This window comes from Pseudalkalibacillus hwajinpoensis (assembly GCF_039851965.1).
Classification (GTDB): domain Bacteria; phylum Bacillota; class Bacilli; order Bacillales; family Guptibacillaceae; genus Guptibacillus; species Guptibacillus hwajinpoensis_E.
The window spans coordinates 2,896,713-2,919,866 of sequence record NZ_CP156674.1 but is presented as its reverse complement, the minus strand read 5'-3'; the positions used below and the strand labels follow the sequence as shown (position 1 = coordinate 2,919,866).

The window sequence follows — 23,154 nt, the reverse complement described above, 5'->3', positions numbered from 1 at the left end:
GTAATGTGGCAAAATAAAAATGTGTGGATTTTATTAATCGGTGAGTTCGTTGCTGGTCTTGGATTATGGCTCGGAATTATTGGAAATCTCGAATTTATGCAAGTAAAGGTTCCTTCGGATTTCTTGAAAGCAGTCATCTTAGCGATTGGTCTACTCGCAGGCGTTGCGATCGGTCCTTTAGCAGGAAGGGTAACTGACCAGATGAAGAAGAAAAAAGTTATGCTGATCTCTGGTCTTGCCCGCTCCATTAGTGTAATCTTTATGCTTATTGCAATTCAGACGGGCTCGGTGCTCTGGATGATTGTTTTCCTAATTATGATTCAAACAGCAGCATCCTTCTATTTTCCAGCCCTACAGGCAGCAATCCCTCTTGTAGTAAAAGAAAAAGAATTACTGCAAATGAATGGGATCCACATGAACGTAGCAACAATGTCGCGAGTGCTCGGAACAGCTATTGCTGGTATTTTCCTTGTGATTATGAGCTTATCCATGCTTTACCTCATATCATTAGCTGCTTATCTTTTTCTATTTATTTTAACCCTCTTTATTACGATTGATGAGGAAGATTCAGTGAGAAAGCGCTCAAAAACGGATAGTGGATTTAAGAACTTGTTTCCGATCATCAAGCAGCTTCCTATCGTAACGATGACGCTTATTCTGACAATGGTGCCCCTCTTATTTATAGGCGGATTTAATTTACTCGTTATCAGTATTAGCGAGCTGCAAGACAATTCGTTGATTAAAAGCTGGATTTATACAGCGGAAGGTATTGCCTTTATGCTTGGTGCGCTTTCTGTAAAGCGCCTTTCACTTAAACACTCACCATATACCATTTTATTCTTCTTTTCCATGATTATCGGCTTTTCACAGCTTCTCATTTATTTCGCAGAAAGCCCGGTGATAGCGGTAACCGCATTTGCCTTATTCGGCTTTTCAGTTGGCTGCTTCTTCCCAACCGCAGCAACCATTTTTCAAACACGTGTGCCGAAGGAGTTTCATGGGAGATTCTTTTCATTTCGGAATATGTTAGACCGGATCATTTTCCAGGTTGTGCTTCTCTTAACAGGATTGATGCTTGATCTCATTGGCCTACAATTGATGTCTTTAGTTTTTGGAATGATTTCAATCACAATTACGGCAGCATTCTTCATAAAATATCGTCAGAGTCCATCATCGGAAAATTTCAAGATGAAAGTAAGCTAAAGTATCTTCCCTTAAAAGGAGATGCAGAATTTTAACATTCTGTGTCTCTTTTGTATAGAATAGTGAAGGACGACTTTAGGAGTAACGCTATGGACAATGAAGAAAAGGCGATATTTGGTTCATGGATACAGGCAATTGGAACTGTGTTAGCCGCTATCGGCAGCACCCCTATTAAAGAGCTTAGTTCTGATCTTCTTGATAGTCTTAACTTAATTGGAAATGTGATGCAGGGCACGGGGAATGCCCTTATTTCCGATACGATTGATCCCCCATCCCTGGATAAATTAGGAAATCAAATCCAGGCGATTGGAAACTCAACTGAAGTAGCTGGCATTCTCATCGATTTTGACGAAAAAGTGAAGCAAATACTGGAGATTGATGGAAACTGGTTACAGGCACTTGGAGGAAGTGTCGCCCTCGCAGATGCCCTCGGTGGGGAACGATCCATTGAAGCACTATACAGTATTTACGGAAACCTTCTTCAAACAATTGGTAACTCACTCCAGGCCATATCCGGTATAAAGGAACTATTCAATCAAGATGGCCAGAGTCTTAACGTAGTTGGGAGCTGGATACAAGCTGTTGGTTCTGTCATTTCTGCCATTGGCCAAACAAAATACCCTTAGAAAAGCCCCCCGAAATGCACCGGGGGGGCTCCTTTAGATTATCTCAATAGCCCTATAAATTCTTTCATAAATCCAGGCAAGTCAGGCCAGGCCTGTCCTGACACAAGGTTACCGCTTGTATGAAGCTTCTCATCAATGTATGTAGCACCACAGGCCGTTACATCGGGCTTACAAGCAGGATATGCTGTATATTCCCGATCCTTCATAATCTCAGGAATTACATTTAAGACCTGAGCTGCATGGCAGATGGCACCAACAGGTTTATTTTCCTCAAAGAAATGCTTCAAGATACCAGGAACATTCTCATCCATACGAATGTATTCAGGGGCTCTTCCACCAGGAATAATAAGTCCATCGAACTGAGATGGATCAACATCAGCAAATGACGTATGAGACTCAATCCCATAGGCGGGCTTTTCCACGAACGTTTCCATTTCATCAGTAAAATCATGGCAAACCGTTTGAAGTTTTTTTACTTTCGGTGAGGCAATCGTAACTTCAAATCCTTCTTCTAAACAGCGGTAGTATGGATAATAGATCTCAAGTGCCTCAACAGCGTCACCAGATAAAATCAATACATTTTTACTCAAGAGGAGCACCTCCATTAGAATATTTATTGCATTATTTCAATACCCGCTTTTTCAGATATCTAACAGATTAATTAAAAAATAAGTCTCGCATGTCCACCACTGTTGAATTTACTTACGATTTACGACTACAATGAACCATAATAGACCTTTCACATTAAAGAGGAATAGACAGGAGCTTTCAAATGGACATTAAACAACTTGCCTACTTTGTTGAAGTTGCGAAACAAAAAAGCTTTACTAAAGCCTCCCAATCGCTCTACATCTCACAGCCTACATTGAGTAAAATGGTAAAAAGTCTAGAATCGGAGCTGGAGGTGGAATTACTCGATCGTTCGGCAAGGTCGAGTGAACTCACAGATGCTGGAAAAATCGTATTTCTACAGGGAGAAAAAATATTGAACATGGTTGACGACCTGTCTTCTCATTTGTACGACATGATGAACCTTAAAAAAGGACATATCAAGGTAGGTCTTCCTCCACTTATTGGAGCGCTCTATTTTCCAACGATTATTAAGGGATTTCAGGAAAGTTATCCTGAAATCACGATCGAACTGGTGGAGCACGGAGCCAATATCGCCCAGCAAAAAATACTAGAAGGCGAACTGGACTTTGCTGTAGGACTACTACCCGTGAATGAAACCAAATTTGAGACACTTCCCTTTACTTCAGAGGAATTGATGCTGTTCGTTCATACCTCACACCCCCTAGCCGAACAAAGCTTTGTCACTATACGCGATTTACGAAATGAAAGGATCATTCTTTTCAGTGAGGACTTCATGCTCCACGATCAAATGATTGAACAATGCCGAAATGCAGGGTTTGAACCACAAATTTCTTATGAGAGTTCACAATGGGACTTCATTAGTGATATGGTAAGTCACAATCTCGGCGTCACCTTTTTCCCGAAGTCCATTTTACGAAAAATTAATCAGGAGCACATTACACCCATTCCAATTAAAGAACCATCCATCCCATGGGACCTGGGTATTATCCTCCGAAAAGAAAAATATATTTCTTATGCGTCACGTGCTTTTATTAATTACATATCATCTAAAACAATTTAGAATTGAGCAACAACTTAAGTCCTCCAATCGCCGACTATTAGGCGGTTTTTTATTCAAAAAAACTTCTCTTTATATCTGTCATTGTGTATACTATTCAGGCCGATATACGGTGGATGAAGGGCAGGAAGTGGTGGTATTTCTGATTGGTATGCGTGTTAATCAGTGGTGGGCAATCCATAAATGGTTTCCTGTGTTTCTAGCCATGCCTGCCATGATTCGTGAGCTTAGTATGAACAGGGATTTAGGGTGTCTATCGATGGAGAACTTCTTTAGCCTACGAACGACACTACCCGTCCAATACTGGCGTTCACCGGACGACTTGCACGCTTATGCTCATGGCCCAGCTCACTTAACCGCCAACTTCTCACGCTAACTCCTTTAAAAAACGACTTCACAGCACTAGTTCTGAGAAAGCTTAATAACGAAAAACAGCCAGGGCGTATGAACATCCACTTACGCTCTAGCTGTCTTTTATCTAAACATGATTATTTCTCCAAATAAAAAACCACCAAATATATATTTGGTGGAGACGGTGGGAGTCGAACCCACGTCCAGAAGTATCGGCACTTAAGCTTCTACGAGTGTAGTCGATATATTAGTATTTCACTACAATTCTGCCTAACGACAGGCGTCTTTGCAGCTAGTCTGGTTAATCTCTTCCAACTTTCCTCAGACGGTGGATTGTTGGCGTATCCCACTTAAGTTGAGTCCCTTACCCTACCACATGGGCGATGGAGGGAGGAACCGCAAAACAGCTTACGCTGCTAGTGCGAAGTTGTTGTTTTCTTTGCCAGTTATAGGCATGGCGTTTTTAACGAAGCTCGCCAACTCGACTCGCGACTTAAGCTCGACCTACCCCTGTCGAATCCGTAACGTCCCCATATTAGAAATGAGAACCGAAAACGGGTAAGCAGTTAAGCTTAGTTGTGTTGTTTCGGTAATTTAATTATAACATATAAAGACTTCCAATCAAATGGAAACTATATCCGCTGACGCTCTTTCAACGCTTTATCAACTTCACGCTTCATCGTCTTATCTTTCAAATCCTGACGCTTGTCGTACTTCTTCTTACCTTTTGCAAGACCAAGAAGAACTTTCGCGTAGCCATTCTTAATATAGACTTTAAGAGGAATAATCGTATACCCCTGTTCCTTTGTAAGGCCAATCAGCTTGTCAATCTCTTTGCGCTTCATCAATAGTTTACGAGTACGGGTTGGATCGTGATTAAAACGGTTCCCCTGCTCATATTCATTGATGTGCATATTCAAAAGAAAAATCTCGCCTTTACGAATAATGGCGTGAGAGTCTTTCAGGTTTACGCGTCTTGCCCTGATGGATTTGATCTCTGTTCCCTGTAGAACCAATCCAGCTTCATAGGTTTCAATAACTGAATAATCATGTCTGGCTTTTTTATTTTGTGCAATTAGTCCACCATCACCTTTTGGCATGACCGTCCCCCCTCTCAAACGTCGAACTCCAGTATATCAATTTGGTCAGAATAAGTCAAGATGACTTACTCCGACCATCATGATTGGATTCATTCTATTTAACGTTGTTATTTTTACGCTTTTTCTTTTTGTTTTTCGGCTTCTTTTTCGATCCCTGACCATCTTTCGGTGGGGAGAATTTGCGTTTCTTAGCACCAGCATCCGTGGTCTTCTTCGAATTGCCGCGCTTTTTACGTTTTCCGCCTTCAATGACTTTAGGACTCTCTCTTCTTCGACGTTCTTTCGGTGGCTTCATGCCAACAATTTCGAAGTCGATCGCACGCTCATCAATGTTTACATTCAGCACGCGAATGGCAATTTCATCACCAATCCGATACACATTACCAGTTCGTTCACCAATCATCGCATAAGAACCTTCATCGTAATGGTAATAGTCGTCTGTTAAGTAACTCACGTGAACGAGGCCTTCAATCGTATTTGGAAGTTCAACGAACAAACCAAAGTTCGTTACGCCACTAATGACACCTTCGAACTCTTCCCCAATTTTATCTTGCATAAACTGCGCTTTTTTCAAATCGTCTGTTTCACGTTCAGCATCCACTGCACGACGCTCCATCGCTGATGCATGCTGAGCAATTTCACCAAGCGACTCGTTCCATTTTGAGATCGTACTGTTATCAAGCTTTTTCTCAAACAGGTAGGTACGAATCAAACGATGCACGATCAAATCTGGATAACGGCGAATTGGTGATGTGAAATGTGTATAGAAATCAGTTGATAATCCGAAGTGACCAAGACTTTCAGGGAAATATTTAGCCTGCTGCATGGAACGGAGCATCACTTTACTGATAACCGCTTCTTCTGGTTCACCCTTCACTTCTTCTAAAAGCTTCTGCAGGGCACGCGGGTGAACCGTGTTTGCATTCCCTCTCATTACGTAACCAAAGTTCGTAATAAACTCAAAGAACGTGTTCAGCTTGTCGGCATCAGGGTCTTCATGGATACGGTACATGAACGGCACATCCATGAAGTGGAAGTGCTGTGCGACGGTTTCGTTCGCTACGAGCATGAATTCTTCAATCAGACGTTCCGCAACAGAACGTTCACGCTGAACAATTTCCTGAGGTGTTCCTTCTTCGTCGACAAGTACTTTCGCTTCAGCAAAGTCAAAGTCAATTGCTCCGCGCTCAAAGCGGCCTTTTCTTAAGATTTCTGCAAGCTCGCCCATCCCATCAAAGAAAGGCACGAGGGATTTGTAACGCTCAAGCACTTCATCATCTTCACGCTCGAGAATTTTACGAACGTCTGTATAAGTCATTCGCTCATTCGTTCGAATCACACTAGGGAAAATTTCATGATTCACAACTTCACCTTGAGGAGAAATTTCCATTTCGCATGAAATCGTTAGACGATCTACCTGAGGATTTAAACTACATATTCCATTTGATAGACGGTGAGGGATCATCGGAATTACGCGGTCAACAAGATACACACTTGTACCACGCTCAAGCGCTTCCTGATCAATTGGAGAGTTCTCCGTTACATAGTAGGTCACGTCCGCAATGTGAACACCTAGCTTGTAATTACCGTTTGGTTGCTTAACAACGTTAACAGCATCATCAAGGTCTTTCGCATCTGCACCATCAATTGTAACAATAGTTTCTTCACGCAAGTCACGTCTTCCTTTGATTTCCTTCTCATCGATTTGATCAGGGGTATCATTTGCCTGCTGCATCGTTGCATCAGGGAACTCACCTGGGAGTTCATGTTTATAAATGATAGAGAGGATATCAACGCCTGGATCATTTTTATGACCGAGGATCTCTGTAATTCGTCCTTCAGCACTCATGCGGCCTTCGGGATATTTAGTGATTTCCACAACAACTTTGTGACCGTCAACCGCACCGTTTGTCAAACCTTTGGGGATAAAGATATCATGCGGGATTCGTTTATCGTCGGCAATCACGAAACCAAAATGTTTGCTATCAGAATACGTACCGACCGTGCGTTTTACGCCACGCTCAATAATACGGATGACTGTTCCCTCAGGACGCGTCCCCGACGATTTTTGATGTAAACGGGCAATAACACGGTCCCCATTCATCGCTCCTTCTAAATCTCCCTGATTAATGTATACATCTTTTTCACCGGTATTATCATCAGCAATGAGAAAGGCAAATCCTTTTGCATGTACCTGAAGCTTCCCGCGAACCAAGTTCATTTTTTCTGGAATACCATAGCGGTTGCTGCGTGTTCTGACGATTAATCCTTCATCTTCCATTCCATTAAGTGTTTGTACAAATTCCTTAAATTCGCTGGAATCTTTAAGACCAAATACTTCTTCAAGTTCTTGTACGGTAAGAGGCTTGTATGCCTCGTCCTTCATGAAGCTCAATATCTTTTGATAATGTTCTTCTGCCATTGTCTTCCACCTTCTTTCTTTAAAAATACCTTGTTATTCTGACCAATCCAAACCATTTAGAAAAGATAGAACATCTTTATGTAACTCGTCCTTCTCTTTACCAAGCGTAATAACATGTGTCGAGTTCTCATACCATTTAAGGCTTCTCTCATCTGCTTCAATATTGTCATGAATAACGTTAGCGCTTTCTGTGTTAATCATTTCATCGTGCCTTGCCTGGACCACAAATGTTGGTGTGTAAATCATGTCAATGTTATCGCGCACATCGTAAATAAGATCTCGAAGTGCACCGAGTGTGTTCATTGGCGTTTCTTTAAAAGCTTCCATTTCTTCTTCAATTTGCTTAGGATCTTTTCGTTCAAACTTCTTATACTCTCTCGCATAAGAAAGAACACCTTGATACATTGTTTCTTCATCTTTCATATCCATCGGAGCGCACATGGGCACGATTCCCTTTACAGGAACAGTATAACCGAGCTTTAAAGAAAATACGCCTCCAAGAGACAACCCGACAACAGCAATCTCATCATACCCCATGTTTTTGAGCTTTTCATATCCCTCAGTTACGTTCTTCCACCAGTCTTCAGGGCCAGTATGTACTAATTCCTCCGGCGGGACACCATGTCCCTCATACTGAGGAGCATGACATGTATAACCTTCTTCCTGCAAATAACGTCCCATCATCCGGACGTCTGCAGAATTTCCTGTGAAGCCATGTAACATCAAGACCGCTCGATTGCCTCCTTCGAATGTAAATGGCTTTGGTGCAACTACTTTCATGATGTATCCTCCTTCAACTACTCAAAGTCCACTCATTAGTTTTGCCTTCAAAAAGTTTACTTATTCCACCTCTACCTCAAGTCAATCATGGGCTTCTCGCTGGTTTTATTGACCTTTATATTTGATGGTTCACTTTATGAACCTAGCTGTATTTTACCTTTTTCAATTGGAAGACAAAAGAAATTAGTCCCTTCTGTCTTTCCCTCTCTCATTCGACAAAAAACCATATATTCAAATGAAAAAAGCAGCAGGTGAATCACACCTGCTGCTTCCTCAGTCACGTTACACGAGATACGCAACGAGAATTGAAAGAACAAAAAACAATACGGCTAATACGACCGTTACTTTATTTAAAACCGCTTCAAATCCGCGGGCCTTTTGTTTTCCGAATAACTGTTCAGCTCCACCTGTAATCGCTCCAGATAAACCGGCGCTTTTACCAGATTGAAGCAATACGACAGTGATTAATAAGATCGAAACGATTACTAACGCAATGGTTGCTGCAAGATGCATGATTCCACCTCCCGGACTATAACCTTTCCAATACTATAAATTTACCATAATAAATTCAATAAAAGCAATATGTTTCAGGAATACTCGAAATTCCAATCAACAGCTTTTTAGAATAGCTTACAAAAAAAACCCGCGTTTTCACGCGGGGATTGTTACTAAATTACTTCTTATCAAGGTTGTAGAAGCTAGAACGACCACCGTAGATTGCAAGGTGCTCAAGTTCATCTTCGATACGAAGAAGCTGGTTGTATTTTGCAACGCGGTCCGTACGAGACGGTGCGCCTGTCTTAATTTGTCCAGCATTTGTTGCAACAGCGATGTCAGCGATTGTTGTATCTTCTGTTTCACCAGAACGGTGAGAGATAACAGCTGTGTAACCAGCACGCTTCGCCATTTCAATAGCATCAAATGTTTCAGTAAGTGTACCAATCTGGTTCACTTTGATAAGGATCGAGTTACCTACGCTACGCTCAATACCTTCAGAAAGTTTGTTTGTGTTTGTAACGAAGAGATCGTCACCAACAAGCTGAACTTTCTCCCCAAGCGCTTGAGTAAGCTTCTCCCAACCTTCCCAGTCGTTTTCATCAAGACCATCTTCGATTGAGATGATTGGATACTTTTCAACTAGCTGGCTGTAGAATTCGATCATCTCATCAGAAGTCTTCACTACACCTTCACCAGCAAGGTTGTATTTACCGTCGCTGTAGATTTCAGAAGATGCTACGTCAAGAGCAATCATAACTTCTTCGCCAGGCTTGTAGCCCGCTTTTTCGATTGCTTCAATGATCGTTTGGATTGCTTCTTCGTTTGAACCAAGGTTTGGAGCGAACCCACCTTCGTCACCAACAGAAGTGTTAAGACCTTTTTCTTTAAGAACACCTTTCAAGCTGTGGAAAATTTCCGCACCTGTGCGAAGTGCTTCTTTGAAAGAAGGTGCGCCAATAGGCATAACCATGAATTCCTGAATGTCTACGTTATTATCAGCGTGCTCTCCACCGTTAAGGATGTTCATCATTGGTGTTGGAAGAGTTTTTGCATTGAATCCACCAAGGTAAACATAAAGCGGTAGTTCAAGCTCTTCAGCAGCAGCACGAGCAACAGCCATAGAAACGCCAAGAATAGCGTTAGCGCCTAGCTTACCTTTGTTATCAGTACCATCAAGGTCGATCATCATGTGGTCGATACCAAGCTGGTCATAAACGCTCATACCTACTAGCTCTGGTGCGATTGTTTCGTTAATGTTGGATACGGCTTTTTCGACACCTTTTCCAAGGTAACGGCCTTTGTCGCCATCACGAAGTTCAACTGCTTCGTATTCTCCAGTGGATGCACCGGATGGTACCATTGCGCGTGCTTTTACGCCTGCGTCTGTAAATACTTCAACTTCAACTGTTGGGTTGCCGCGGGAGTCAAGGACTTCGCGTGCATATACGTCAGTAATGATTGGCATAACGTGTCATCTCCTTTAAATATATGTTATTTAATTAATGATTTTCCTGTCATGTCTTTCGGTTGCTTGCCGCCAAGCAACTCGAGAAGCGTAGGTGAAAGGTCCGCAAGAATACCATCTGTGCGAAGCTCAGCACCTTTTTTCGTTACAATAACAGGTACAGGATTCGTAGTATGAGCGGTCATAGCATCGCCCTCAAGCGTCGTGACCTCATCAGAGTTGCCGTGGTCAGCAGTAATGATGGCATGCCCGCCTTTTTCTGTGATCTTATCAACGATCTTACCAAGACATTCGTCAACAGCTTCAATCGCTTTAACTGTTGGTTCAAGCATTCCGGAATGCCCGACCATGTCAGGGTTAGCAAAATTCAAGATAATCGCATCATGCTTATCGGCATCGAGTTCTTTCAGTAACGCGTCCGTCACTTCGTAGGCACTCATCTCCGGCTTCAAGTCATAGGTTGCAACCTTCGGAGAGTCGATAAGAATACGCTCTTCCCCAGGAAACTCTTCTTCGCGACCACCGCTAAAGAAGAAAGTAACGTGAGGGTATTTCTCAGTCTCAGCAATGCGCAGCTGCGTGTAGTCCTGCTGAGCTAATACTTCACCAAGTGTATTATCAAGGTTTGTTGGTTTGAAAGCTACGTCGCCTCCAACTGTTTCACTAAAACGAGTCAGTGACACAAAGTGGAGATTCTTCGGACGTTCTTCTCCTCGATCAAATCCGCGGAAATCATCATTCGTGAAGACTTGGGAAATCTGGATTGCACGGTCAGGACGGAAGTTAAAGAAAATAACTGCATCATCATCGTTCACCGTTGCAATCGGTGATCCGTCTTCTTCTGTCATGACAGAAGGGAGAACGAACTCATCGTAAATTTCGTTGTTGTAGTTGTCATCAACTAACTCGTAAGGGTTTGTATAAGAAGGACCTTCACCGTATGCCAGGGCACGGTAAGACTTCTCAACACGATCCCAACGCTTGTCGCGGTCCATGGAATAATATCGGCCAGAAACCGTCGCTAGACGACCAACGCCAACTTCTTCCATTTTCTCCTCAAGCTGCTTAATGTAGGTTTTAGCAGATTGTTGACCAACATCACGGCCATCGAGGAAACCATGTACATACACCTTTTCAACTCCCTGCTTAGCAGCAAGCTCTAGTAGCGCAAAAAGGTGTTTAATGTGACTATGAATACCACCGTCAGAAAGAAGTCCGAACAAGTGTAGGCTTGTCCCTTTCTTCTTCACATGGTCCATTGCTTCAAGAAACGTTTCATTCTCAAAGAAGTCGCCTTCTTCGATTGAAAGGTTTACTCTTGTTAAGCTTTGATAGACAATACGACCAGCGCCAATATTCAAGTGACCCACTTCTGAGTTACCCATTTGTCCGTCAGGAAGTCCTACTGCTTTGCCACTCGCTTGTAGGGTTGCGTGTGGGTACTGACTCCAATAACGGTCAAAATTAGGCTTGTTTGCATGTGCTACGGCATTTCCTTTTTCCTCATCCCTTAGGCCAAAACCATCAAGGATGATTAAAGCTTCTGGCTTTTTAGGCATTCTGACCAGCCTCCAACAGCTGAAGGAAAGATTTTGCATCAAGACTTGCGCCGCCAACTAAAGCTCCATCAATGTCGGATTTACCCATAAGCTCGTCAATGTTACCAGGTTTCACACTGCCGCCATATTGGATACGGACCGCATTAGCTGTTTCGTCAGAAGTTTCGTCTTTAAGGACGCCGCGGATAAACGAACATACATCATTCGCTTGATCGCTTGTCGCTGTTTTGCCGGTACCAATTGCCCAGATTGGCTCATATGCGATAACGGATTGAGCTACCTGTTCATTTGTTAATCCAGCAATTGCTTTTTGAACTTGTGCTTTTACAATATCCTCAGTAACGTCGCTTTCACGCTGTTCAAGCGTTTCACCGACACAGATAATTGGTGTTAAGTTATGTTTGAACGCTGCATGAGTCTTCTGGTTAACAACTTCGTCTGTTTCACCAAATAGCTCACGACGTTCAGAGTGACCAAGAATGACATAGCCGACTCCAAGATCGTTAAGTGCCACAGGGCTAATTTCGCCTGTAAACGCGCCGTTTTCTTCAAAGTGCATATTTTGAGCACCTACTTGAAGTGATGTTCCTTTTAGCTCATCCGTTAAATAATCAAGGAAAAGAGCGGGAGCACAGACGACGGAATCTACGCGATCGCCATCAGGAATAAGTCCTTTCACTTCGTCAACAAAGCTTTTTGTTTCAGTAAGTGTTTTGTTCATCTTCCAGTTACCTGCGATGATTGGTTTGCGCATGTTCACTCACCATCCTTTATTAGATTAAACATAAGTATATTATTTGTCGTTAAGTGCTACGACGCCAGGAAGTTCTTTACCTTCCATGAATTCAAGAGATGCACCGCCGCCAGTAGAGATATGACTCATTTGATCCGCATAGCCGAATTTCTCAACAGCTGCTGCAGAATCTCCTCCACCGATAACAGAATACGTGTCATTAGCATTCGCTAGAGCTTCAGCTACGGCTTTCGTACCGTTAGCGTATACTTCTAGTTCGAACACACCCATAGGGCCGTTCCAAATAACGAGCTTTGACTCCGCAATGACTTTGCTATACGTTTCTCTTGTTTTCGGTCCGATATCTAGCGCTTCCCAGTCAGAAGGAATTTCCTCAATGCTTACCACTTTCGTGTTAGCATCGTTTGAGAAATCGTCACCAATAATGACATCTTGTGGCATATAGAAATTAACGCCTTTTTCTTTCGCTTTATCCATGAACGATTTTGCTAGATCAATCTTATCTTCTTCAAGAAGAGATAGACCAACTTCATGTCCAAGTGCTTTAAGGAATGTATAAGCAAGACCGCCACCAATGATCAAATTGTCTACTTTATCAAGCAGGTGATCAATGACACCGATTTTATCCTTAACTTTCGCTCCGCCGATAATAGCAGTAAACGGGCGAGAAGGATCAGAAAGCGCGTTTCCAAGAACCTCAAGTTCTTTTTCCATAAGGAAACCAGCTACAGCAGGGATATGATGAGCAATGCCTTCTGTAGAAGCGTGAGCACGGTGTGCAGCGCCAAAAGCATCATTTACGTAAAGATCTGCCATTGCAGCAAATTTCTTCGCAAGCTCTTCATCATTCTTCTCTTCTCCAGCTTCAAAACGTACGTTCTCAATAAGAAGAAGTTCACCATCTTGAAGATCAGCAATAGCACGGTCTACTTCTTCACCGTACACAGCATCAGTTTTTGTAACTGTTTTACCAATAAGATTACTCAAGCGGTCTGCAACAGGATCCAGTCGAAGCTCATCAACAGCTTCACCTTTAGGGCGCCCAAGATGGCTCGCAAGAATCACCTTTGCTCCTTGATCAGATAAGTGCTGAATTGTCGGAAGTGCTGCTCTGATCCGCGTTTCATCCGTTACCTTACCATTCTCCATAGGTACATTAAAATCAACGCGGCAAAAAACCTTTTTGCCTTTTAAATCAACATCACGAATTGACTTTTTGTTCATCACGATGTCCTCCTCTGCACAAAGTTTTAAAAGGTTGAAAACCTAACCCTTTAAATAAAGCTATATCTTTAAAAATACAATGGAAAAGGAGGAAGGCTCAAGACTTCCTCCTCCTCTATTAACAATTCTTATTATAGCCCTTTTGCAGCAATGTAGTCGACAAGATCTACTACGCGGCTAGAATAGCCCCACTCATTGTCGTACCAAGAGATAACTTTAACAAGATTACCTTCGATGTTCATTGTAGATAGACCGTCTACAATAGAAGAGTTCGGGTTACCGTTATAGTCTTTTGATACAAGTGGCTCATCGCTAAAGCCAAGGTATCCTTTAAGATCGCCTTCAGCAGCTTCTTTAAGTGCAGCATTTACTTCATCAACAGATACGTCTGCATCCAGTTCAGCTACAAGGTCAACGATAGATACGTTAGGAGTTGGAACACGCATAGCCATACCGTTTAACTTACCATCAAGCTCAGGAAGTACTAGAGATACTGCTTTTGCAGCGCCTGTAGATGTTGGGATGATGTTTTCCGCTGCTGCACGAGCACGACGGTAGTCTTTATGTGGAAGATCAAGAATTTGCTGATCGTTTGTATAAGAGTGAACAGTTGTCATTAGACCACGCTTGATACCGAACTTATCGTTCAATACTTTAGCAACTGGTGCTAGACAGTTTGTCGTACAAGATGCGTTCGAGATAACGTGGTGGTTAGCTGCATCGTACTTATCTTCGTTAACACCAAGAACTACTGTGATGTCTTCGTCTTTAGCTGGTGCAGAGATAACAACTTTCTTTGCTCCTGCTTCAAGGTGCTTAGCAGCGTCTTCACGGTTTGTGAAACGTCCAGTAGATTCAACAACCACTTCAACACCAAGATCGCCCCATCCAAGTTGTGCAGGATCGCGCTCTGAAAGAACTTTGATTTCAGTTCCGTTAACTACGAGGTTCTCGCCATTAACTTCAACTTCTACATTAAGCTCTCCATGAATAGTGTCATATTTAAGAAGGTGTGCAAGCATGTTTGCATCTGTGAGGTCGTTTACTGCCACGACTTCAACACCAGGATTGTTTAGTGCTGCACGGAATACGTTACGTCCAATACGTCCAAAACCGTTAATACCTACTTTTGTTGTTGCCATTGTGTAGTTCCTCCTTGAATTTCCTCGTTTCCCGAGGTGTGTTTTATTTAATAAAGGGAATTTCCCTCTAGTAACGCTTTGGCGGCGCCTTCGTCAGTAACAAGGATACTTTGAATCCCTGTCTTAAGATAGGCTTCGATTGCTTTTGCTTTTGAACGGCCGCCGGCTACCGCAATGACTAATTCGCTTCGTTCCAAATCCTCGAGCTGTAGTCCGATCGTCTTCACTTTGTGAACAACTTCCCCAGACTGGTCGAAGTAATAACCGAACGCTTCAGCGACTGCGTGCTCCTGCTCGATTTTGTCGATCACATCAAGTGTGGATTTGCGCCTTTCCGCCATTGTTCTAGCTTCTCCAATCCCATGAACCACAATACCGGCGGACTTGATAATTTCAAGGATATCTTTGACGCCAGGTTCTTCAATTAAAGATTGATAGGCTTCTTCACTCAATTGATCTGGAACATGTAGTAAGCGATAGTCGGTATGGGCTTTTCGCGCCATCTTCGCGCAAATCGTATTAGCCTGATTTTCCACCTGTTCCCCGAGACCTCCACGGGCCGGTACAAACAGGGTGCCCTTCATATCTGAAGAAGGGATCATCATATCGGCTACACCCGCGAGTGTGGTACCGCCTGTTACAGCAATGACTCTATCGTTGAGCTGAAAACTTTTCAAGCGTCCCACAGCGGCTCTACCCATTTCTTTCTTCACCCAGGGAGTAACATCACTATCACCAGGTACAATAAATACTTCTGGAATGCCAAGCTTTTCTTTCAAGCGTTCCTCAAGATTATCGAGACCCGATACTTCATTCATAACAGGTTCAAGCTCCATCAAAAGCTGTTCACCTTCCTCTGTCAGGTGCATGCCCTGTACAGACATTTCAAGTAAACCCTGGTCTTTTAAGAAGGTCACTTCGCTACGAAGCACTCTCTCTGTAATCTCAAGACTGTTCGCTAGACTTCGGCGCCCAATCGGCTGCATTAGCCGGAGCTGTCTAAGAACTCGGTAACGCTTAATCATGACTTCCAGCATATCTGGTAATAGTTTTTGTTGAAGTGACAATAATGAGCGCATAATTCGTCTCCCCTGTGGTTCTTCCTTTTCCACGAGACGCATAATGTCCCGCTTAGACATTTTCAGTCCCACCTGGATCAAAAAGAACTTCTTACAATTTTCATTGTAGCAGTTGCCAAATGCATGGGCAACTGTGTTATACTGAAAATTTTAAAGTAAGCGTTTTCTTATGGATTTTTTTGATATTCGACCATATTCCACTATTTCTGCATCTATTTCAACCACTGGAATCATGAGCATATATTTCTCAAGAAACTGATCATCCTGATAAATATCAACAATGTTTAAAGAAAATGGAATTTCTCTTTGAAGATCCTCTAGAAGATGGTGGGCTTTTTCACAAAGTGGACAGGCCTCTTTCGTATATAAGATAACCGATTTACTCAACCGTTAACCCCCCCTTTCCATATCTATTTCAGTTTAACGGTAGCAAGATTATTGTGCAAAAAAACAGCTGCAATTAATGCAGCTGTTACACGAATCGCTTTCGTTTAGAGGAACTTACTATGTTTAACTCATCTCTATATTTAGCGATTGTTCGTCTCGAAACTTTCACACCTTTTTGAATATGAAGTGCTTCTACGATTTTTTGATCCGAAAGAGGCTTTAATTTATCCTCCTTCTCAACAAGTTCTTTAATCAGTAATTTTACACTCGAAGAAGAAGTCCCTTCGATTGATTCTCCTGCAAGCTTTGAAGTAAATAAGTCTTTTAAAGCATAAAGACCATGAGGTGTCTGAACATATTTGCTTTTAATAGCTCGGCTGACTGTAGATTCGTGTACATCTGCCTCTATCGCCACTTCCTTTAGAGTCATTGGCGTAAGTTCACTTATTCCGTCCCTTAAGAAACCCTGCTGGTGGGCAATAAATACACCCATGATTGACCTGAGTGTCTGCTTTCTTTGTTCAATACTCTTTAGAAGCCAGGTAACCTGCTGATATTTATCTCTTAAATAGTGAGCAGCTTCATTGGTCTCGAAGGAGCGGTAAGCATTGCTTACCTTCAAAGCAGGCAATTCATCATCTAATAGCGTAACGACATAACTTCCCTCTTTCATTTGAATCATAACATCAGGCACTACAAAAGAAGCCTTTTCAAAAAACCATTTTGAACCCGGACGAGGATCAAGTGTTGCAATCAGATCAGCAGCTCGCTGTATGTCTTCAATCGATACACGATACTGTTTAGAAAGTTCTTTGTATTTCTTACTTGCTAACGCTTTCAAATTTTCACTCACTAAATTTCTAGCCAGTTCATGCATAGTTCCAGTTTCATTTAATTGTAAATAAAGACATTCCGACAACGAACGGGCTCCTATGCCAACAGGGTCGAGCAATTGAACATGCCGAACCGCTTCTTCTAATTCACTATCACGCACCTTAAGGATCTGCATCACTTCAAAGTCATTTATTCTTAGATAACCTGTCTCATCAATATTATCGATTAAATAATGGACAATTCCTGCTATCTTTTTGGATAACTTTAAACATCTTGCCTGTTCATGAAGCTCATCATGCAAACTTCTTCTTGTTTCGGCATATTCAATTGGATCCTGTTTTACTCCGCTATAAGAGCGCCTGGAAGATCTGACTCCCCTATCCCACGACGGGGTTTGTAATTCGATGAGAGGATTTTCAAGCGCCTGTTCTTTTACATACTCCATTAATTCTGCAGTAGAATACTGCAAAATGGAAATCGCTTGTTGCAACTGGGTTGTCATGACAAGTTTCGTTGTCTGCTTTTGTATCAATCCTAATTCCATCGCAATCCCTCCACTTTCATCATACTATAATGCTTCAGCTTATGGTATGGAAAAAGAGATAATGACCAGAATTTTCAGTTATTTACCCGTTCCATTCGACACTATTTTCTATCATTTTGATGAATATGCCCTTCACATTGTCACATTTCTACATAAACTGTTCTATAGAGAGAAAAGGAGGCAAAAACCATGGATTTAACTGTTTATGGAATTGCTTTGCTTCCAGTCATTATCGGAGTTGTACACCTCTTCAAGATGTTTGGTTTTCCGGCAAGGTTCCTCCCATTGCTTTCAATTGGGATCGGAATTGTAATGAGCTATATTTATGTGGAACCGGAAAATTTGAAGAAAGCCTTTTTAATAGGGTTATGGCTTGGACTATGCGCTACTGGAATGCACTCGGGCTTCAAACACACGATGAATGGAGCAAATAGCAAAGGACAAAACAGTGAAGAAGACAAGCCAAGTTAGGAAGCCATTGAACATTAGAGTGGACGAGTTCTACTCTTCTTTTTTTTGCAAGAATCGCGTGCAACCGATGGCTTTAGAAGCAAACCAAAGCATATACTATAGAAAAATCCCCACCGCATCAGCGATAGGGATTGGAAATATGTATATGGTGCGCCCGGAGGGATTCGAACCCCCGACTGACGCGGTACCGGAAACCACCGCTCTATCCTACTGAGCTACGGGCGCGCATCTTAAGCGCAAGGATAATTATACGTGATCATTTTTTATTTTGCAAGATGCTTTTTCGCTTCTATCCTGCCTTTCACCTGCAAAACAAGTCAAAGAGTCCCGCTTCTACTTTTTACCTTCCCTTATGTTCTTGACGTCTCAATTGTCTCATAGTAAGGTTACACCAAACACACGTTCTTATAGGCGGTGACTTTCATGTTCCAATTAAGTAAAGAAGAGTCAGAGGCAATACGGAATTATTTGTTGCTTCCATACTTAAAAAGAGTGCTGGAGCTCGATACGAAATGGATTCAGCATTCAAAAATGAAGCTTCCACGCCCTTACCTGGAACTGATTCGTTATGCCTTTTCACTTGCTTCTTCTGATCTAAAGCATGCGAAATCCATTCTTCATGACAGGGGAATTCGTGTTTCGGTAGAAGATACTAAAGAGGATATTGTCATTTGCAAGGTATACTGCCGCGGCTATAATCAAACGTACCGATACACCTCCGTTCAAATTAGAAACCAGGTTGAAAGAAGAATAACAGCTTACTTTTTAGCGGACAGCCGCTTTAAAAAAAGGAACACTCCCTCCGTTTAAAATACAGGGATGCGGGGAAAATGGATGTAGGTGGACAGGGGTATTTAGCTCCCTTTAAAACTTTATGAAAATTGAACAGCACATCATTTGACCTATATTGACCTTTTAGGTATGATGAACGTACAGCAACTACATATCCAACGAATATAAGGGAGGAATTTAGAATGGTTTTAATTCCAACGGTAATTGAACAAACAAACCGCGGTGAAAGAGCGTACGACATTTATTCTCGTCTTCTTAAGGACCGTATCATTATGCTCGGAACAGCGATTGACGACAACGTTTCAAACGCAGTAGTAGCTCAGCTCTTGTTTCTTGCAGCTGAAGACCCTGATAAAGACATCTCTCTTTACATCAACAGCCCGGGTGGCTCAATTACAGCCGGTATGGCGATCTATGATACAATGCAGTTTATTAAACCAAAAGTTTCAACCATCTGTATTGGTATGGCAGCTTCAATGGGCGCATTCCTACTAGCCTCAGGTGAACCAGGAAAGCGTTATGCACTTCCTAACAGTGAAGTTATGATTCACCAACCGCTTGGTGGTACACAGGGTCAAGCGTCTGATATTGAAATCCATGCGAAGCGCATCATTCAAATGCGTGAAAAGCTTAACAAGATTCTTTCTGACCGCACTGGTCAACCGATTGAACAAATTGATCGTGACACAGACCGTGACCGTTTCATGGAAGCAACCGAAGCGAAAGAGTATGGTTTGATTGATGAAGTAATGGAGAAAAAAGCATAAGCAGCTTAAAAACGCCTTTCCCAATTGGGAAAGGCGTTTTTTTAGTCTTTTTGAACAAAATCAATCAGTGATGAAATAGCGTCTTCTTCATCGTTACCTTTAACTGTAAGTACCACTGAAGCTCCAGTACCAACAGCAAGACTCATAATCCCCATAATGCTCTTTGCATTTACTTTCTTTCCATCTTTTTCAAGAAAAATGTCTGAGTTGAATCGATTGGCTTCCTGCACGAAAAGCGCCGCAGGTCGTGCTTGTAATCCTGTATCCAATGTAACGACCACTTCTTTTTGAACCACTTGTCCATTCCTCCTCTTATTTCAAACAGCTGATAAGAAAAGCGCAAGTGCCCTTTTAGGTCCAACAAGCGCTAGAACCTTTCGATTTGAACATGTGTTCAGAGCGAAAGGTCAAGCGACTCGGAAAACCTGGGCCCTGGAGCTCGACATCACTGAATTCTATACTTTCTTATCTTTTAAAATAAGTAAGCGCTATCTTAACCTCAGAAAAATTTAGAAAAACGTGTTTCCACAAAATGATCGTGGAAGTCGTTTTTCTTATCCCGATATGGATTAGAAAACCTGGCTATCCACCATAAGGTGGAAGCCTTCATTTTCTTATTTATGGTGGTTATGAGATTGGTTTCCCAGAACGAAGTTTGTCAGCAATCTGGTCAATTTTCCTAAGCCGATGATTAATACCAGATTTACTAATCGCTCCCCCAGTTACCATTTCACCAAGCTCTTTCAGAGTAACATCCTGATGTTTCACACGAAGTTCAGCAATCTCTCTTAATTTGTCTGGAAGTATTTCAAGCCCGACTTCCCTCTGGATAAAACGAATATTCTCAACCTGGCGGAAAGCTGCGCCAACTGTTTTATTCAGGTTGGCCGTTTCACAGTTCACAATCCGGTTAACGGAATTACGCATGTCCTTCATAATTCGAACATCCTCAAAATACAACAACGCCCGATGAGCGCCAACTACACTGAGGAATTCTGTGATTTTCTCGCCTTCTTTAATATAAACAATGTACCCTTTTTTCCGTTCAAGCATTTTGGCGTTTAACCCGAAATCATTCATCAATTCACAAAGCGATTCAGTATGTTCTTCATACATTGAGAAAATCTCTAGATGGTAAGAAGTTTCAGGATGGTTAATAGATCCACCTGCTAGAAAAGCCCCTCTTAAATAAGAGCGTTTGCAGCAGGATTTTTTCGTAAAATCTTTCGGAATCGTTCTTGTGAAGGTAAAAGCGTTATCCATAATACCAAGATCCTCAAGGAGTTCTCTCGCTTTTGCTGACACGCGAACAATATAAACATTGTTCTTCTTTAGACGCATTTTTTTACGGACAAGTAATTCTACATCATAATGATAGATCCGCTTTATTAGTGTATAAATCCTTCTTGCAATGGCAGCATGTTCCGTTGGAATGTTTAAAATCAATTGTCTGTTTCCAAACGATATTGATCCATTCATTCGAATTAATGCTGCAAGCTCTGATCTCGCACAACAGGGCTTACTTTCTAATTGAGTTAACTCTTTCTTTGTATCAGCAGCAAACGACATTACCATCCCCCCTTTTCCATGCAGGGGCCCCACTGACCCTTCATCATCACTTTTTATCGTTTAATAAAGATAAAAGAATCGACGATATCTTTTTCGCATCGTGGCGTATATATTGCTCATCGTATTGGATAATTTTATCACTGATTACATGAAAACCAAAGCTCTTTAGACGATTTTCGTCATATTGCACAACCTCTGCACGTTCTTCAGCATAGCGTTTTGCATAAAAAGCTGGAATCATTTGTTCATTTACAATAATGGTATCCATAAGTTTATAGCCGATGTGATCAATGAGCGCCTTCACATGGTCACTCGCTGTATAATTCTCCGTCTCACCAAGCTGCGTCATAACATTACACACGTATACTTTCCTCGCTTTAGCATGTTGAATTTCATGCGCAATTCCAGGTACAAGTAAGTTTGGCAGTATGCTTGTATAAAGGCTTCCGGGACCTAGTACAATCAGGTCTGCTTCACGAATTGCCTGTAGAGATTCTGGAAGGGCTTTAATACCCGGAGGTGAGAGAAAGACCTTCTTAATTTTTTTGTTCGTTTTTGGAATTTGAGATTCGCCTTTGACAAATGTTCCATCACGCATTTCAGCATGTAGAACAACACTTTGATTCGAAGCAGGTAGTACTTTACCGCGCACGTTAAGTACCCGGCACATTTCTCTTACACCCTGAACAAAGTCACCCGTAATGTCTGTCATTGCAGCAAGCATCAAATTACCTAGCGAATGGCCTGAAAGACCATTCCCATTCTTAAAACGATGTTGCATCAGTCCCTCAAGAAGAGGTTCAACTTCTGATAAAGCAGTAATAACGTTTCGCACATCACCAGGAGGAGGAATATCAAACTCGTCACGCAATCGTCCTGAACTTCCCCCATCATCTGCGACTGTGACAATCGCTGTAATGTCGACAGGGAATTTTTTGAGTCCACGAAGTAGCACCGACAATCCTGTTCCACCGCCAATGACAACGACTTTTGGCAGATTCGTGTCATCCATATATTTAATGACCCTTTCCTTTTTCAACATCCCTATGCGTAATATTGGTACGGTACTCCGGTTCGAAATGATGGCCGATATATTCGGCAAATGCAACCGATCGGTGCTTGCCACCCGTACAACCAATTCCAATCACGAGCTGACTTTTCCCTTCTCTTTTATATTGGGGAAGCATATAGGCCAGCATATCAATCAATTTATCAAGAAATGTCTGTGTTTCTTTCCACTTAAATACATAGTTCGCGACTTCTTCGTCTACTCCTGTTTTTGGACGTAAATGCTCCACATAATGAGGATTGGGTAGAAAACGAATATCAAAGACAAGATCAGCATCAATCGGAATTCCATATTTAAATCCGAAAGACATGACGTTAACTCCGAAATTTTCTTTTTCGTTATTAGAGAAGCGATCCATAATTTTCTCGCGGAGCTGAACCGGTTTAATATCACTCGTATCAATAATTTGTTGGGACCGTCCCTTAAGTTCTTCAAGCATACCTCTTTCTCGCTTGATTCCTTCGAGTGGGAGTCCTTCTGGTGCAAGGGGATGAGATCTTCTCGTTTCTTTATAGCGTTGAACAAGAGTAGAATCCTTTGAATCAAGGAATAGAATTTCCGCATCGAGCTTATCATGAACACCGAGGTGATCGACAGCTTCTACAAGATGCTCGAAGAAAGCACCACCGCGCAGGTCCATCACAAGTGCTACCTTGTTCAACTTCCCGTCTGATCCATCAACCATTTCAACAAATTTCGGTAAAAGTGTTGGCGGCAAATTATCGATACAGAAATAACCAATATCCTCAAAACATTGCATCGCTACCGTTTTTCCGGCGCCACTCATTCCCGTAATAATGACCATATGGATACGCTTATCTTTAGATTCGGTCATTTTCCCCACTCCATTTCTCAGTTTCTCTTAGT

General features: G+C 42.1%; 24 protein-coding genes, 1 tRNA gene and 1 other RNA gene. 7 read left to right on the top strand and 19 right to left on the bottom strand.

What is annotated here, in order from left to right; genetic code table 11:
* Positions 1-3 precede the first annotated feature (3 nt).
* Together ABFG93_RS15100 and ABFG93_RS15095 are read left to right on the top strand one after the other, a co-directional pair.
* A complete protein-coding gene (locus ABFG93_RS15100; RefSeq protein WP_347548849.1) occupies positions 4-1,203 on the top strand; it encodes an MFS transporter in 1,200 nt (399 codons plus the stop codon).
* Between the two features lie 89 nt (positions 1,204-1,292).
* Positions 1,293-1,829, top strand: a complete 537-nt coding sequence (locus ABFG93_RS15095) for a DUF6944 family repetitive protein (protein WP_347548848.1) — start codon at positions 1,293-1,295, stop codon at positions 1,827-1,829.
* Positions 1,830-1,867: 38 nt separating this feature from the next.
* Here the strand turns inward: ABFG93_RS15095 and ABFG93_RS15090 are convergent, their stop codons facing one another.
* Positions 1,868-2,419, bottom strand: a complete 552-nt coding sequence (locus ABFG93_RS15090) for a DJ-1/PfpI family protein (protein WP_347548847.1) — start codon at positions 2,417-2,419, stop codon at positions 1,868-1,870.
* Between the two features lie 182 nt (positions 2,420-2,601).
* Here ABFG93_RS15090 and ABFG93_RS15085 point away from each other — a divergent pair, with 182 nt between their 5' ends.
* Entirely contained in the window at positions 2,602-3,483 is an 882-nt protein-coding gene (locus ABFG93_RS15085) for a LysR substrate-binding domain-containing protein (RefSeq protein ID WP_347548846.1), read from the top strand.
* A 127-nt stretch (positions 3,484-3,610) separates the two neighbouring features.
* A complete protein-coding gene (locus ABFG93_RS15080) occupies positions 3,611-3,856 on the top strand; it encodes a monooxygenase family protein (protein WP_347548845.1) in 246 nt (81 codons plus the stop codon).
* 148 nt (positions 3,857-4,004) lie between these two features.
* Here the strand turns inward: ABFG93_RS15080 and ssrA are convergent.
* From ssrA to rpoN, 13 genes are all read right to left on the bottom strand, one after another.
* Positions 4,005-4,363, bottom strand: a transfer-messenger RNA (tmRNA) gene (gene ssrA, locus ABFG93_RS15075).
* A 100-nt stretch (positions 4,364-4,463) separates the two neighbouring features.
* Positions 4,464-4,931 carry an SsrA-binding protein SmpB gene (gene smpB / locus ABFG93_RS15070; RefSeq protein WP_347548844.1) on the bottom strand — a complete coding sequence of 156 codons (468 nt, stop codon included), beginning with the start codon at positions 4,929-4,931 and terminating at the stop codon, positions 4,464-4,466.
* Positions 4,932-5,025: 94 nt separating this feature from the next.
* Complete coding sequence (gene rnr, locus ABFG93_RS15065) at positions 5,026-7,353, bottom strand: ribonuclease R (RefSeq protein ID WP_347548843.1); 2,328 nt, start codon at positions 7,351-7,353, stop codon at positions 5,026-5,028.
* Between the two features lie 33 nt (positions 7,354-7,386).
* Positions 7,387-8,133: an alpha/beta hydrolase gene (locus tag ABFG93_RS15060; RefSeq protein ID WP_347548842.1), complete on the bottom strand. Its 747-nt coding sequence runs from the start codon at positions 8,131-8,133 to the stop codon at positions 7,387-7,389.
* Positions 8,134-8,415: 282 nt separating this feature from the next.
* On the bottom strand, positions 8,416-8,646 hold the full coding sequence (gene secG / locus ABFG93_RS15055) for a preprotein translocase subunit SecG (protein ID WP_098445013.1): 231 nt from the start codon (positions 8,644-8,646) through the stop codon (positions 8,416-8,418).
* A 160-nt stretch (positions 8,647-8,806) separates the two neighbouring features.
* The gene (eno, locus tag ABFG93_RS15050; RefSeq protein ID WP_347548841.1) at positions 8,807-10,096 is read right to left on the bottom strand and encodes a phosphopyruvate hydratase; all 1,290 of its coding nucleotides are present in this window, start codon (positions 10,094-10,096) and stop codon (positions 8,807-8,809) included.
* A 26-nt stretch (positions 10,097-10,122) separates the two neighbouring features.
* Entirely contained in the window at positions 10,123-11,655 is a 1,533-nt protein-coding gene (gene gpmI / locus ABFG93_RS15045) for a 2,3-bisphosphoglycerate-independent phosphoglycerate mutase (RefSeq protein WP_347548840.1), read from the bottom strand.
* Positions 11,648-12,409, bottom strand: coding sequence for a triose-phosphate isomerase (gene tpiA, locus ABFG93_RS15040; RefSeq protein ID WP_347548839.1), 762 nt, complete (start codon positions 12,407-12,409; stop codon positions 11,648-11,650). The genes gpmI and tpiA overlap by 8 nt, the downstream gene beginning before the upstream one ends.
* Before the next feature lie 39 nt (positions 12,410-12,448).
* Positions 12,449-13,633 (bottom strand): phosphoglycerate kinase, encoded by a 1,185-nt coding sequence (locus tag ABFG93_RS15035; RefSeq protein ID WP_347548838.1) that lies wholly within the window; start codon positions 13,631-13,633, stop codon positions 12,449-12,451.
* A 131-nt stretch (positions 13,634-13,764) separates the two neighbouring features.
* Positions 13,765-14,775, bottom strand: coding sequence for a type I glyceraldehyde-3-phosphate dehydrogenase (gene gap, locus ABFG93_RS15030; RefSeq protein ID WP_347548837.1), 1,011 nt, complete (start codon positions 14,773-14,775; stop codon positions 13,765-13,767).
* A gap of 47 nt (positions 14,776-14,822) precedes the next feature.
* Complete coding sequence (locus ABFG93_RS15025) at positions 14,823-15,854, bottom strand: sugar-binding transcriptional regulator (protein ID WP_347552860.1); 1,032 nt, start codon at positions 15,852-15,854, stop codon at positions 14,823-14,825.
* Positions 15,855-16,004: 150 nt separating this feature from the next.
* Positions 16,005-16,241 carry a glutaredoxin family protein gene (locus ABFG93_RS15020; RefSeq protein ID WP_347548836.1) on the bottom strand — a complete coding sequence of 79 codons (237 nt, stop codon included), beginning with the start codon at positions 16,239-16,241 and terminating at the stop codon, positions 16,005-16,007.
* Positions 16,242-16,326: 85 nt separating this feature from the next.
* The gene (rpoN, locus tag ABFG93_RS15015; RefSeq protein ID WP_347548835.1) at positions 16,327-17,619 is read right to left on the bottom strand and encodes an RNA polymerase factor sigma-54; all 1,293 of its coding nucleotides are present in this window, start codon (positions 17,617-17,619) and stop codon (positions 16,327-16,329) included.
* A gap of 189 nt (positions 17,620-17,808) precedes the next feature.
* Between rpoN and ABFG93_RS15010 the strand changes: the two genes are divergently transcribed.
* The gene (locus ABFG93_RS15010) at positions 17,809-18,090 is read left to right on the top strand and encodes a hypothetical protein (RefSeq protein ID WP_347548834.1); all 282 of its coding nucleotides are present in this window, start codon (positions 17,809-17,811) and stop codon (positions 18,088-18,090) included.
* Positions 18,091-18,236: 146 nt separating this feature from the next.
* Here the strand turns inward: ABFG93_RS15010 and ABFG93_RS15005 are convergent.
* Positions 18,237-18,315: transfer RNA gene (locus ABFG93_RS15005), tRNA-Arg, on the bottom strand.
* A gap of 198 nt (positions 18,316-18,513) precedes the next feature.
* Between ABFG93_RS15005 and ABFG93_RS15000 the strand changes: the two genes are divergently transcribed.
* Positions 18,514-18,900: a hypothetical protein gene (locus ABFG93_RS15000; RefSeq protein ID WP_347548833.1), complete on the top strand. Its 387-nt coding sequence runs from the start codon at positions 18,514-18,516 to the stop codon at positions 18,898-18,900.
* A 164-nt stretch (positions 18,901-19,064) separates the two neighbouring features.
* On the top strand, positions 19,065-19,649 hold the full coding sequence (gene clpP, locus ABFG93_RS14995; RefSeq protein ID WP_347548832.1) for an ATP-dependent Clp endopeptidase proteolytic subunit ClpP: 585 nt from the start codon (positions 19,065-19,067) through the stop codon (positions 19,647-19,649).
* 41 nt (positions 19,650-19,690) lie between these two features.
* Here the strand turns inward: clpP and ABFG93_RS14990 are convergent, their stop codons facing one another.
* The 4 genes from ABFG93_RS14990 to rapZ form a co-directional block, all read right to left on the bottom strand.
* A complete protein-coding gene (locus ABFG93_RS14990) occupies positions 19,691-19,945 on the bottom strand; it encodes an HPr family phosphocarrier protein (protein ID WP_347548831.1) in 255 nt (84 codons plus the stop codon).
* Positions 19,946-20,276: 331 nt separating this feature from the next.
* Entirely contained in the window at positions 20,277-21,218 is a 942-nt protein-coding gene (gene whiA / locus ABFG93_RS14985; RefSeq protein WP_347548830.1) for a DNA-binding protein WhiA, read from the bottom strand.
* A gap of 46 nt (positions 21,219-21,264) precedes the next feature.
* Complete coding sequence (locus ABFG93_RS14980; protein ID WP_347548829.1) at positions 21,265-22,230, bottom strand: gluconeogenesis factor YvcK family protein; 966 nt, start codon at positions 22,228-22,230, stop codon at positions 21,265-21,267.
* Between the two features lie 4 nt (positions 22,231-22,234).
* A complete protein-coding gene (rapZ, locus tag ABFG93_RS14975; protein ID WP_347548828.1) occupies positions 22,235-23,122 on the bottom strand; it encodes an RNase adapter RapZ in 888 nt (295 codons plus the stop codon).
* Positions 23,123-23,154: the final 32 nt, after the last annotated feature.

What these genes read in the sequence shown, in the direction of transcription:
- ABFG93_RS15100 (WP_347548849.1), top strand. Translation starts at nt 4, where the DNA reads ATGTGGCAAAATAAAAATGTGTGGATTTTATTAATCGGTGAGTTCGTT.
- ABFG93_RS15095 (WP_347548848.1), top strand. Translation starts at nt 1,293, where the DNA reads ATGGACAATGAAGAAAAGGCGATATTTGGTTCATGGATACAGGCAATT.
- ABFG93_RS15085 (WP_347548846.1), top strand. Translation starts at nt 2,602, where the DNA reads ATGGACATTAAACAACTTGCCTACTTTGTTGAAGTTGCGAAACAAAAA.
- smpB (WP_347548844.1), bottom strand. Translation starts at nt 4,931, where the DNA reads ATGCCAAAAGGTGATGGTGGACTAATTGCACAAAATAAAAAAGCCAGA.
- rnr (WP_347548843.1), bottom strand. Translation starts at nt 7,353, where the DNA reads ATGGCAGAAGAACATTATCAAAAGATATTGAGCTTCATGAAGGACGAG.
- ABFG93_RS15060 (WP_347548842.1), bottom strand. Translation starts at nt 8,133, where the DNA reads ATGAAAGTAGTTGCACCAAAGCCATTTACATTCGAAGGAGGCAATCGA.
- secG (WP_098445013.1), bottom strand. Translation starts at nt 8,646, where the DNA reads ATGCATCTTGCAGCAACCATTGCGTTAGTAATCGTTTCGATCTTATTA.
- eno (WP_347548841.1), bottom strand. Translation starts at nt 10,096, where the DNA reads ATGCCAATCATTACTGACGTATATGCACGCGAAGTCCTTGACTCCCGC.
- gpmI (WP_347548840.1), bottom strand. Translation starts at nt 11,655, where the DNA reads ATGCCTAAAAAGCCAGAAGCTTTAATCATCCTTGATGGTTTTGGCCTA.
- tpiA (WP_347548839.1), bottom strand. Translation starts at nt 12,409, where the DNA reads ATGCGCAAACCAATCATCGCAGGTAACTGGAAGATGAACAAAACACTT.
- ABFG93_RS15035 (WP_347548838.1), bottom strand. Translation starts at nt 13,633, where the DNA reads ATGAACAAAAAGTCAATTCGTGATGTTGATTTAAAAGGCAAAAAGGTT.
- gap (WP_347548837.1), bottom strand. Translation starts at nt 14,775, where the DNA reads ATGGCAACAACAAAAGTAGGTATTAACGGTTTTGGACGTATTGGACGT.
- ABFG93_RS15025 (WP_347552860.1), bottom strand. Translation starts at nt 15,854, where the DNA reads ATGCGCTCATTATTGTCACTTCAACAAAAACTATTACCAGATATGCTG.
- rpoN (WP_347548835.1), bottom strand. Translation starts at nt 17,619, where the DNA reads ATGGAATTAGGATTGATACAAAAGCAGACAACGAAACTTGTCATGACA.
- ABFG93_RS15010 (WP_347548834.1), top strand. Translation starts at nt 17,809, where the DNA reads ATGGATTTAACTGTTTATGGAATTGCTTTGCTTCCAGTCATTATCGGA.
- ABFG93_RS15000 (WP_347548833.1), top strand. Translation starts at nt 18,514, where the DNA reads ATGTTCCAATTAAGTAAAGAAGAGTCAGAGGCAATACGGAATTATTTG.
- clpP (WP_347548832.1), top strand. Translation starts at nt 19,065, where the DNA reads ATGGTTTTAATTCCAACGGTAATTGAACAAACAAACCGCGGTGAAAGA.
- whiA (WP_347548830.1), bottom strand. Translation starts at nt 21,218, where the DNA reads ATGTCGTTTGCTGCTGATACAAAGAAAGAGTTAACTCAATTAGAAAGT.
- ABFG93_RS14980 (WP_347548829.1), bottom strand. Translation starts at nt 22,230, where the DNA reads ATGGATGACACGAATCTGCCAAAAGTCGTTGTCATTGGCGGTGGAACA.
- rapZ (WP_347548828.1), bottom strand. Translation starts at nt 23,122, where the DNA reads ATGACCGAATCTAAAGATAAGCGTATCCATATGGTCATTATTACGGGA.